Raw genomic sequence first — 9,610 nt, 5'->3', positions numbered from 1 at the left:
GGCCAGTTCCGCCCTTTACGGAGTGACAGGCGACAATGGGAACACTGAGAGAATGCGGACGATAGGGGCTATCATCCAAGCTTATCCGCGAATCGATTGATCCCAGGAATGGGAGCGCAACTCCATCAATGTCAGTGCGAACTTCGATCTCAATTGGGAGCTTTTCGGCATATGCTGGGCCATCCAATCGCAAGTAAGGCGAAGCACCATTCGCACCGTTTTCCACTCGGGATGGGAATACGCTGGCCAACCACTTCAGGATGGTTTCCTGATTCACGTTGTTTTGGACTTCAAGGATTATGCCCGTCCAATCAACCTGTGCTCGTACAAGACATTTCGGTCGCTGGTCCCACTCTGTCGAGACTGGCTCCAAGGTCGAAAGCTTACGAGCGACATCGATCCACGTGATCGGCTCCCGTCCGGAAGGTGCTCGTTCTGCTTGTTCTTCAGCTACGTCGGTCATTAGAGCCTTTCACGCACAAACTTCAAAACGCACTTTAACCACGTTACGACGTCAGCGTGCATTTGTATCTTGTCGCCGTATCTCCACGCTTCATGGAGATGTCGGACATTGATCGCGTCACCAGACTTGAGTTTTAGAGTCGATGGTCTGCTTGGAAGATCTTTTGGCGCTATCTTCAACTCTGCAATTAGATAATCTAATCGATGACCAAATGAACGCGCCGAACCACGAGCGCCATTGTCGTCGGACGCCAATTTCAGCGAATTGACCGACATGTACAAGGCCTTGAGACCGCATTCTGCAGCATAGAATAGTATGAGCGCGTCGGCATCCGGATCGTTGCAAGAGGTCGTTGCCGCCAATTCGATGGTCCGCCTTCTCAAGGTCTTGAACGTCGGGTTAATCAGGTCGTCGCTCATAACTTCTATTTCAAGCGCTTCCCTCGAGGAATGACTGAAACACGCTGCGAGGTGGGAAGCAAAGATGCCGCAGCCAAAGGTTGAAGAACTTAGTGTGATGTGGTCGATTGGGTAAGTAGAAAAAGGGTAGATTTTTCAAAGCCTAACTAGATGGCTCGTCCTCTCCTAGTCAATATTGTTTTTAACAACTGGAGCGAGGCAGTCGAATCGAACCATAGGCAAGAATCGGGTTCGAATTCATCTTGAATTCGCATGATTCGGCGACTCGGCGCCGGTCTGGACGGTCCGGCTCGCGGACATCCCGCACCCACCCCGCTAAACCGAATTAAGCCGCCTTTAGCGAATGCTGCCCTAGGCTCGCGGCCGTCCATTTCCCTGCTCCCCGGCCGCCCCGGCCTTTGGGCCGGTCATGTTGCGGTAAGTCAGAGCGTTTTCGGATGGAGCAGCCTGCCTGGCAGTACGAGTCTAGCGCGCCCGAGCCGTCGGCCATCCCGGCGCCGGCCCGGACCCTCGTCATTGATCTCGAAGGCGCGCTGCTGCGCTCGGAACTGCTGATGGAGGCGCTGTTCTCCAGCCCCGGCCGCATGCTTGCCCGCTTCGGCGCGGGCGGACGCCCGGGCATGGCAGCGCTCACGGCTATTCTGGCGCAGGCCGACATCGACTACGCCCATCTGCCCTATGATCCCGGCGTGCTGAACCAGGCGCTGGCGGCGCGGGCGCGGGGCGAGAAGATCTATCTGGTCGCCGGGCGCTTCGCCGATCATGCCGCGGGCATTGCCGCGCATCTCGGCTTCGACGGCGTCGTTACGCCGGCGGATCTCGTCGCGGCCGACAAGCTGCCGTTCGATCGCGCTTCGATCGCGCGCATCAGCGAAGGCAGCGGCAGCCGCGCCACCCTGAAGACCTGGGCGAAGGCGCTGCGGGTCTACCAATACGCCAAGAACACGCTGGTGTTCGTGCCGGCGATCACGGCGCATCAGATGGGCTTGGCGACGCTCGGCTCTGCGCTGCTGGCGTTTCTGGCGTTCTCGGCCTGCGCCTCGGGCGCCTATCTGATGAACGATCTGCTCGATCTCGCAGCCGACCGCCAGCACCCGACCAAGCGCCATCGCGCGCTCGCGGCCGGTGACCTGCCGATCTCGTCGGCGCTGCTCGCGATCCCTGCGCTGTGGCTGTTCGCGGTCGCAGCCAGCCTCTGTATCTCGCCCGTATTCCTCGGCGTGCTCGCCGCCTATCTCGTCACCACCATCGCCTATTCGCTCGTGCTCAAGCGCAAGATGCTGGTCGACGTGGTGACGCTCGCCGGCCTCTATACGCTGCGCATCGTCGCGGGCGCCGTCGGCGTCGGCGTGGTGCTGTCGGAATGGCTGCTGATCTTCTCGCTGTTCGTGTTCACCGCGCTGGCGCTGATCAAGCGCTTCAGCGAGCTCAGCATGCGCCAGGGCGCGGGCCTGGCCGATCCCTCCAACCGCGACTACAGGATCACCGACCTGCACGTCATCGCCGCGATGGCGGCTGCGAGCGCCATGAACGCGGTGACGGTGTTCTCGCTCTACGTGTCCTCGTCCGCCGTGACCCCGCTGTACAGCCGTCCCTGGATGCTGTGGCTCCTGAACCCGCTGCTGCTGTACTGGTTCGGCCGCGCCCTGATGATGGCGCATCGCCGCGAGATGCCGGACGATCCCATCATCTACACCTTCCGCGATGGCGCCAGCCGCATCACCGTGGCGGCGATGATCTGCATCATGCTCTTGGCGATCTGACGGCCTGCAAAACGCTGCTCCGGCGCTTGCGCAGCCCGCCGCCAGTGGATACATCGCGGACAATCCCGATTAGCCTGTTGTGCCGACGCTACCGATTCGACCCGAGGTTTTGAAACGCCATGACCGTACGCCTGCATCGCGGCGACCTGCCCGACCTCACACGCTACACCGGAGCGGTGGCGATCGACACCGAGACCATGGGGCTGAACCCGCATCGCGACCGGCTCTGCGTGGTGCAGCTCTCGCCGGGCGACGGCAGCGCCGACGTGGTGCAGATCCCCAAGGGCCACACCGACGCGCCGAACCTGAAGGCGCTGCTGGCCAATCCCGCGATCACCAAGATCTTCCACTTTGCGCGGTTCGACGTTGCGGTGCTGTACCAGACCTTCGGCGTCATGACCGGGCCGATCTACTGCACCAAGATCGCCTCCCGCCTGACCCGCACCTATACCGACCGCCACGGCCTCAAGGACCTCGTGCGCGAGGTGCTCAATGTCGACCTCTCCAAGCAGCAGCAGTCCAGCGATTGGGGCTCCGACAGCCTGACCGAGCCGCAGCTTGCCTATGCCGCCTCCGATGTGCTGCATCTGCACGGCCTGCGCGAGCGGCTGGATGCCATGCTGGTGCGGGAGGGCCGCACGGGGCTCGCGAAGGCCTGTTTCGACTTCCTGCCGACCCGCGCCATGCTCGACCTCCAGGGCTGGGAGGAAGAGGACATTTTCGCGCATTCCTGACACGTCGGGCGGCCGTTAGGCTGGGGCGGGCGCCCCGTTTCGGACACTTTCGTAACGGCCTGTCGCAGGCTGCATAATTCGGCGGTGCCGGGTACAATGCGCCACTTTCGATTGGCGCGTTTGACCCGAGAAGGCGAGCGACACCTCAGGAGCCCAGGTGAATTCGGCCCACTACCCAACCTATGACGCCGCGCTTGCGGCGCGGTTTGCCCGCGCGGCGCGCCACAGCCGCCTGGTGCGGATTCTGCGCATCGCGGTGCCGGCGACGGTGGTGGTGGCGATGGCCTCGATCGTCGCCGTCTCGACCTTTCTGAACCCCTTCCAGATCCCCCTGAAGCTCGACGCCGGAAACCTCGTGGTGACCGGCACCAGGATCACCATGGAGTCGCCGCATATGTCCGGCTTCACGCCGGACCAGCGGCCCTATGAGCTCTGGGCCAAGACCGCAACGCAGGACATCACCGACCCCGATCATGTCGATCTCGCGGATCTGCGCGCAAAGGTGCTGATGGAAGATCAATCGACCTTGTTCCTCGATGCCCGCACCGGCCGGTTCGACAACAAGCAGCAGCAGCTCGACCTGCACAAGGACATCTTCCTGCGCACCTCGACCGGCTATGAGGCGCGGCTGAACTCGGCTTTCGTCGACATGGGCAAGGGCACGGTCACTTCGGACGAGCATGTCGACGTCAAGCTGACCAACGGAACGCTGACGGCGGATCGGCTGCGAATCACGGAAGGCGGCGATCTCATTCGCTTCGAGGGCAATGTGGTGATGCACCTGGACAAGCTGGATGATCCCGCCGCCGCCCAGCCTGTGCCGGCCGAGCCCGCGCCGCCGGCAAAGACGCGCACGCTTCAGAACAAGTCTGCCAATTCAAGATGAGTTTCATGACGACTTTTTTTCCGCGCAGCGAACACAAGCGGAGCGCCATCGTCAGCGCGGCCGCGCTCCTCGTCGCGCTGGTGGCAACGGGCGCGGCGCTCGCGCAGAGCACGATGCAAGGTGTGCCCAACGCGATGCAGGGCTTTTCGCAGAACCGCGATCAGCCGATCCAGATCGAAGCCGCCTCGCTGGAGATGCGCGACAAGAAGAAGGAGGCGACCTTCTCCGGCAATGTGAAGGTCGTGCAGGGCGACACCACCATGACCTCGAAGACGCTGGTGGTGTTCTACGAATCCGGCGGCGACAAGCCGGCGACGCCGCAGCCCGCGGCTGCGCAAACCGCGGCCGCAAAGGGCGCGAAGTCGGCGCCGATGCAGTCGGCGACGCCGGGCCCGGGTGGCAGCTCCTCGATCAAGCGGCTGGAGGCGCGCGGCAATGTCGTGGTCACCCAGAAGGACCAGGTCGTGACCGGCGAGACCGCCGTGTTCGACACCAAGACCAATCTCATCACCATGCTTGGGGGTGTGGTCTTGACGCAGTGCAAGAACGTGCTGCGCGGCGACCGGCTGGCGGTCGACATGACGACCGGGGTGTCGCGTGTGGAGTCCGACAGCGGCAGGGTGCAGGCCTTGCTGCCGCAGGGCGGCGGCAATGATTGCGGATCGGGTAGTCCGGGCGCTCCGGCCAAACCCGGCGCGGGATCGCCCCTGCAATTGCCCGGTGCCGGCAAGAAGTAAATTTCAAAAGGAAGTTCAAAGGCTTGATCTGGATGCCCCCGATCCGAGGTTGAAGCTTGCCCGGCGAGACTGTATTTAGCGCGCAGGGCTTTCGAAGCGGGGTTCGCCGCTTTTCGGGCGTGTTTCACTGGGCATGAGACATCCCTTAATTCATGCTGCGTCGGCGAATCCTGAGGCCGGCGCGGCAAATCGCGCGAGCTTCGCGAAAGGCTAGAAGGCGGGGATGGTCGATCTCTTCAGCATGTTCCGTCGGCGCCCCGCCAAGCGCGGCCGGCCAGGATTTGCACGTCAGGACATTACCTCGCTCGGTGACAGCGTCGGCGGCCTGGTGACCAGCCCGCTGCGGGACGCAGCCCCAGTCGCCCGGGATCAGCCGGGCTACGCGCCGGACCAGTTCCACGCCGAGCCGCCGCGGCCGCGCCAGCCGCCGGCTCAACCGGCCAAAGCCGGCACCAACGGCTCAGGCGGGCCGCAGCTCCTGAAGCGGCCGGGCTTCCTGGCTGTGCATAGCGTGGAAAAGAGCTTTGGCAGCCGCCAGGTGGTGCGCGGCGTCAGCATCTATGTCCGCCGCGGCGAAGCCGTCGGCCTGCTCGGTCCGAACGGCGCCGGCAAGACCACCGTGTTCTACATGATCACCGGCCTGATCAAGGCCGATCGCGGCGCGATCGAGCTCGACGGCCACGACGTCACCAAGCTGCCGATGTATCAGCGCGCGCGACTCGGYATCGGCTATCTKCCSCAGGAAGCSTCGATCTTYCGCGGYCTCACYGTCGAGCAGAACATCCGCGCCGTGCTCGAAGTGGTCGAGCCCTCGCGCAAGAAGCGCGAGCAGCAGCTCGATGCGCTGCTCGACGAGTTCAACATCACCCGCCTGCGTAAATCGCCGTCGATCGCGCTGTCCGGCGGCGAGCGCCGCCGCGTCGAGATCGCGCGCGCGCTGGCGACGCGTCCGAACTACATGCTGCTCGACGAACCCTTCGCCGGCATCGATCCGATCGCGGTCGGCGACATTCAGGACCTGGTCCGCCATCTCACCAATCGCGGCATCGGCGTGCTCATCACCGACCACAACGTGCGCGAGACGCTCGGCCTCACCGATCGTGCCTATATCGTCTATGCCGGTGAAATCTTGACCGAGGGCAGCCCGGATGAGATCGTCAATGATCCGGACGTTCGCCGCCTGTACCTTGGCGAGGAATTCCGCCTCTAGCCCTTTTTTCGAATTCGTCAAGGCGTGTACATCGGGCTTGGACTAGGATAAGCAAAAATCGGACCAATTTTTTGGGAACGGTTCTTGCTTCATGGCGCTCACGCAGAGATTAGAGTTCCGGCAATCGCAGTCGCTGGTCATGACGCCGCAGTTGATGCAGGCGATCAAGCTGCTGCAATTGTCCAATCTCGATCTCACGACCTTCGTGGAAGAGGAACTCGAGCGTAATCCCCTGCTGGAGCGGGCCAATGACGAGGCCCCCGCGGGCGAGGCCCCGGCCGAGGCCGGCCAGTTCAACGATTCCGACGGCGGCCACAACGACGAGCCGGGTGGCGGTCCGGGCGAGGCGTTCGAGCCGGGCCAGGAAGAATGGATGAGCAAGGATCTCGGCACCCGCGCCGAGATCGAGCAGACCCTGGACACCGGCCTGGACAACGTCTTTTCCGAGGAGCCGGCCGAGGCCGCGGCGCGCACCGCCCAGGATGCCGCGCCGACCACCTACACGGAATGGGGCGGCGGCGCCTCCGGCGACGAGGACTACAATCTCGAGGCCTTCGTCGCGGCGGAAACCACCCTCGGCGATCATCTGGCCGAGCAGCTCTCGGTGGCCTTCAGCGGGCCGGCGCAGCGCATGATCGGGCAGTATTTGATCGACCTCGTCGACGAAGCCGGCTACGTGCCGGCGGATCTCGGCCAGGCCGCCGAGCGGCTTGGCGCCTCGCAGCAGGAGGTCGAGCAGGTTCTCGCCGTGCTGCAGAAATTCGACCCGCCCGGCGTCTGCGCGCGCAATTTGAGTGAATGTCTCGCGATCCAGCTGCGCGAGCTCGACCGCTACGACCCGGCGATGCAGGCGCTGGTCGAGCATCTCGATCTCCTCGCCAAGCGCGACATCGCGGGCTTGCGCAAGGTTTGCGGCGTCGACGACGAGGACATCGCCGACATGATCGGCGAGATCCGCCGCCTCAACCCCAAGCCCGGCATGAAGTTCGGCTCGGCGCGTTTGCAGGCGATGGTGCCGGACGTCTATGTCCGCCCGGGTCCGGACGGCGGCTGGCACGTCGAGCTCAACAGCGACACCTTGCCGCGCGTGCTGGTCAACCAGACCTACTATTCCGAGCTGTCGAAGAAGATCGGCAAGGACGGCGACAAATCCTATTTCACCGACGCGCTCCAGAACGCGACCTGGCTGGTGCGTGCGCTCGACCAGCGCGCCCGCACCATCCTGAAGGTTGCAACCGAGATCGTGCGTCAGCAGGACGGCTTCTTCACCCATGGCGTGGCGCATCTGCGGCCGCTCAATCTGAAGGCCGTCGCCGACGCCATCCAGATGCATGAATCCACGGTGTCGCGCGTCACCGCCAACAAGTACATGGCGACGAACCGCGGTACTTTCGAGTTGAAATATTTCTTCACCGCCTCGATCGCGTCGGCCGACGGCGGCGAGGCGCATTCCGCCGAAGCCGTGCGCCACCACATCAAGCAGCTGATCGATTCGGAAGCACCGTCCGCGATTCTGTCCGACGACACCATCGTGGAACGGTTACGCGCCTCGGGCATTGATATTGCCCGCCGCACGGTCGCGAAGTACCGCGAAGCCATGCGCATTCCATCCTCGGTGCAACGCCGCCGTGACAAGCAGAGCGCTCTTGGTAACGTCCTCTCGACCGCAATGTCCGATCGCTCCCGCAACACCGAGCCGGCCTGATTGCGCTGGCGCCAAATCGCGCTACTCTCAATCTCCCATCGAGACCGATCCATGCGCCCGCATGATCCGGACCCGGAGGGGCGCGCGAACGCAGAATGCGCAGCGGTTCTCCGCACGGATCATGCGCAGCCAAGAACCTAACCAAGCGAGGTTCACATGACTCTCCGCGTTTCGGGTAAGAGCGTCAGCGTCGGCGAGGCCCTGCGCGGCCGCGTGGCCGACCGCACCGACGAGGTGCTGCGCAAATATTTCGACGGCAATTATTCCGGACACATCACGCTGAGCAAGGACGGCTTCGGCTTCCGCACCGATTGCTCGCTGCATCTCGATTCCGGCATTACGCTGGAGGCCGATTCCAACGCGCCCGACGCCTATGCCAGCGCCGACCAGGCGCTGCTGATGATCGAGAAGCGGCTCAAGCGCTACAAGAGCCGGCTCAAGGATCGCTCGGCCCGCAAGGCCCATGTGGCCTCTGCGGCGCTGGCCGCGCTCGATGCCACGAGCTACGTGCTGGAGGCGCCCGGCGAGGGCGAGGACGAGGACGACGTCGCCGGCTACAACCCCGTGATCATCGCCGAGGCAACCACATCGCTCAAAATGCTGTCGGTCAGCGAGGCCGTCATGGAACTCGACCTCAGCGGGGCGCCCTGCCTGGTATTCCAGCACGGCTCGAGCGGCCGGGTGAACATCATCTACCGTCGGGCTGACGGCAATGTGGGCTGGATCGACCCGCCCGGCCCCAAATCGGGCAGTTAGGCCCGCGCAGGGGCCCCGTAGCACCCGCAGCCCTTAACAATGACCGGGGCAAAGCCGCACGCGGGAGTTGGCACCGGGATTGCGTTGGAGTAGAAGCGCCCCACATCAGGACGTACCTGGACCTGGGCTAAGTCCGCCTCCTGCTTCACCTTCTTGACGCCGGCCGGGCTCGGTTTGACCGAGCAGGCCAATTCGGAACCTGACGGTTTAATTCACCTCGGAAACCATCCATGCCGATTACCGATCTGGTCGCGCCCGAGGCGATTCTCCCGGCATTGAAAGTCAACAGCAAGAAGCAGGCGCTTCAGGAGCTCGCGGCGAGGGCCGCCGAGCTGACCGGGCAGAACGAGCGCGCGGTCTTCGAGGTGCTGCTGCAGCGGGAGAAGCTCGGCACCACCGCGGTCGGTTACGGCGTCGCCATTCCCCACGGCAAGCTGCCCAAGCTGGAAAAGATCTTTGGCCTGTTCGCCCGTCTCGATCGCCCGATCGATTTCGAGGCGATGGACGGCCAGCCGGTCGATCTCGTGTTCCTGCTGCTCGCCCCCGAAGGCGCCGGCGCCGACCACCTCAAGGCGCTGGCCCGCATCGCCCGCCTGCTCCGCGACCAGGACATCGCCAAGAAGCTCCGCGCCTCGCGCGACGCCCAGGCGATCTATTCGGTGCTCGCACTGCCGCCGGCGACCGCAGCGTAACTTCGCTTTTCCTCGTCGCCCGTCAAGAAGCGGAATCGACCCACGCAATTGCCAATGTACGCCGGCCATCGCCGTAGCGTGCGCGCGGGATGTCGTGATCTCGCAATGACCGGCAAGACAACGCGAAAAATTTCCCCATTTGAGACGTCCGGCACATCGCGCCATGTCGGAGTCCGCTAAAGACGCCCAGGAACGCAAGTGGCGTTTAAATCGACGCGCCGTCCTGCGCTTTCGCTGATGTCGTT

Annotated in this window: 10 protein-coding genes; 8 read left to right on the top strand and 2 right to left on the bottom strand. The window is 63.7% G+C overall.

Annotated features, from left to right (window positions below):
- The coding region (locus tag ACXJMY_RS07000) for a hypothetical protein (RefSeq protein ID WP_456618575.1) at positions 1-463 on the bottom strand (463 nt) is incomplete at its 3' end.
- Positions 463-882 (bottom strand): hypothetical protein, encoded by a 420-nt coding sequence (locus ACXJMY_RS06995; protein WP_456618574.1) that lies wholly within the window; start codon positions 880-882, stop codon positions 463-465. The genes ACXJMY_RS06995 and ACXJMY_RS07000, both read right to left, overlap by 1 nt.
- Positions 883-1,319: 437 nt before the next feature.
- Here ACXJMY_RS06995 and ACXJMY_RS06990 point away from each other — a divergent pair, with 437 nt between their 5' ends.
- The 8 genes from ACXJMY_RS06990 (at position 1,320) to ptsN (ending at position 9,365) form a co-directional block, all read left to right on the top strand.
- Positions 1,320-2,645 carry a UbiA family prenyltransferase gene (locus tag ACXJMY_RS06990; protein WP_456618573.1) on the top strand — a complete coding sequence of 442 codons (1,326 nt, stop codon included), beginning with the start codon at positions 1,320-1,322 and terminating at the stop codon, positions 2,643-2,645.
- 119 nt (positions 2,646-2,764) lie between these two features.
- Entirely contained in the window at positions 2,765-3,379 is a 615-nt protein-coding gene (locus ACXJMY_RS06985; RefSeq protein WP_456618572.1) for a ribonuclease D, read from the top strand.
- Positions 3,380-3,536: 157 nt separating this feature from the next.
- Positions 3,537-4,265 carry an LPS export ABC transporter periplasmic protein LptC gene (lptC, locus tag ACXJMY_RS06980; protein ID WP_456618571.1) on the top strand — a complete coding sequence of 243 codons (729 nt, stop codon included), beginning with the start codon at positions 3,537-3,539 and terminating at the stop codon, positions 4,263-4,265.
- A 5-nt stretch (positions 4,266-4,270) separates the two neighbouring features.
- Positions 4,271-5,002 (top strand): LptA/OstA family protein, encoded by a 732-nt coding sequence (locus tag ACXJMY_RS06975; RefSeq protein WP_456618570.1) that lies wholly within the window; start codon positions 4,271-4,273, stop codon positions 5,000-5,002.
- 223 nt (positions 5,003-5,225) lie between these two features.
- Positions 5,226-6,212 (top strand): LPS export ABC transporter ATP-binding protein, encoded by a 987-nt coding sequence (gene lptB, locus ACXJMY_RS06970; protein WP_456618569.1) that lies wholly within the window; start codon positions 5,226-5,228, stop codon positions 6,210-6,212.
- Positions 6,213-6,303: 91 nt separating this feature from the next.
- Entirely contained in the window at positions 6,304-7,917 is a 1,614-nt protein-coding gene (gene rpoN / locus ACXJMY_RS06965; protein ID WP_456618568.1) for an RNA polymerase factor sigma-54, read from the top strand.
- Positions 7,918-8,073: 156 nt separating this feature from the next.
- Positions 8,074-8,673, top strand: coding sequence for a ribosome hibernation-promoting factor, HPF/YfiA family (gene hpf, locus ACXJMY_RS06960; protein WP_456618567.1), 600 nt, complete (start codon positions 8,074-8,076; stop codon positions 8,671-8,673).
- 230 nt (positions 8,674-8,903) lie between these two features.
- Positions 8,904-9,365 carry a PTS IIA-like nitrogen regulatory protein PtsN gene (gene ptsN / locus ACXJMY_RS06955; protein WP_456618566.1) on the top strand — a complete coding sequence of 154 codons (462 nt, stop codon included), beginning with the start codon at positions 8,904-8,906 and terminating at the stop codon, positions 9,363-9,365.
- Positions 9,366-9,610: the final 245 nt, after the last annotated feature.

This window comes from Bradyrhizobium sp. P5_C12, from assembly GCF_054049735.1.
Note: the sequence above shows the minus strand (reverse complement) of the source record. Positions and strands in the feature narration are given on the sequence as shown.